This window comes from Streptomyces sp. CAI-85 (assembly GCF_013363615.1).
Lineage (GTDB): Bacteria > Actinomycetota > Actinomycetes > Streptomycetales > Streptomycetaceae > Streptomyces > Streptomyces antibioticus_B.
In genome coordinates this window covers 1-1,366 of record NZ_JAANNX010000186.1, presented here as the reverse complement: position 1 = coordinate 1,366, position 1,366 = coordinate 1, and the positions used below count along the sequence as shown (strand labels likewise).

Below are 1,366 nucleotides of genomic sequence, written 5' to 3'. Positions count from 1 at the left end.
GGGTGCGCGAGGCGAGCGAGGAGCACGGCTCGTTGAACCCGATGTGCCCGTCGGTCCCGATGCCCAGCAACTGGAGGTCCACCCCGCCGGCCGCCGCCAGCGCCGCGTCGTACGCCGCGCAGGCCGCCCGGATGTCCTCGGCCGTGCCGTCCGGCCCCAGGAACGCGTCCATCCCGATGCCCAGCGGCTCCAGCACCTCGCGGCGCAGCACCGAGCGATAGGACTCGGGGTGGTCGGCGGGCAGCCCCACGTACTCGTCGAGCTGGGCGATCCGGGCCCGCGAGACGTCCACCTCCCCGGCGCGCACCTTCGCCGTCAGCGCCTCGTACACGGGCAGCGGGGTGGAGCCGGTGGCCACACCGAGCAGGGCGTCCGGGGTGTCCCGCAGCAGCCGCGCCATGGCCTCGGCGATGAGTTCGCCGCCCGCCGCGGCGTCCGGAACGATGACAACTTCCACGCTGGGCCTGCCGTTCTGGAGAGACTGCTATGTGGTTTAGACCAATCTAGCAGAGGGGGGTGGGTTCGCCAGGGCGCACATTGCCCGCCGTTCCGGCTCCGCACGGGAACTCCCACAGGCTAGGCTGCGTTGTGGATACGAGTGCGTCCGATCGATCAGACAGTTGCTCCTCCTCATGGACACACCTAGTGGTCTAGTCCACAATGGTCGGGAGAAGCGAAGCAGTACACGTACCACCGCGAACTTCCGTCTTCCCCGCACAGGAAGGCGGACCGAGGGTCCGGAGCTCTCTGCCCTGACTGCCCCGGCTCCTCACCTTCGGCCGACGGGACCGCACACCCCGCGGCCGATATTGCTCCGGGCTGCGGTGCCGGGAGGGTTGAGGGTCCCTCCCAGGCGCCGCGGCCCGCGGGTGTTTCCGGGCCCGGGTGGTTTGCGCCCCGGGTGTTTTAGGCCATGGCCTGACCCGCGGGTACGCTCGCAGCGTGCCCTCCATGAACGAACTCGTACGCCAGCACACCGCCCTCGACGACTCCGACCTCGAGTGGCTGCACCTGCTGGTCTCGGAGTGGCAACTGCTCTCCGACCTCTCCTTCGCCGACCTGGTCCTGTGGGTCCCCACCAGCGACGGCACCCGCTATGTGTCGGTGGCCCAGATGCGCCCCAACACCGGCCCCACCTCCTACCAGGACGACATGGTCGGCCACCTCGTCCCGCGCGGCCGCCGCCCCCTGCTGGACGCCGCGCTCGACGAGGGCCGGATCGTGCGCGAGGGCGACCCGGAGTGGCGCGAAGAGGTCCCCGTACGGGTGGAGTCCATCCCCGTGCGGCGCGAGGGCCGGGTCCTCGGGGTGATCGCCCGCAACACCAACCTGCTCACCGTGCGCACCCCGAGCCGGCTGGAGCTGA

At 70.9% G+C, this 1,366-nt stretch carries 2 protein-coding genes; one reads left to right on the top strand and one right to left on the bottom strand.

All coding sequences use genetic code 11. The annotated features are described in order from the left end of the window. A partial coding sequence (locus G6W55_RS37645) for a 6-phosphogluconolactonase (RefSeq protein WP_175525062.1) occupies positions 1 to 457 on the bottom strand: 457 nt, incomplete at its 3' end. Between the two features lie 485 nt (positions 458 to 942). On the opposite strand from G6W55_RS37645, the gene G6W55_RS37640 reads away from it, so the two are divergent. Beyond that, positions 943 to 1,366 (top strand): histidine kinase N-terminal domain-containing protein (locus tag G6W55_RS37640; protein WP_175525061.1); only part of this gene is annotated, 424 nt, incomplete at its 3' end.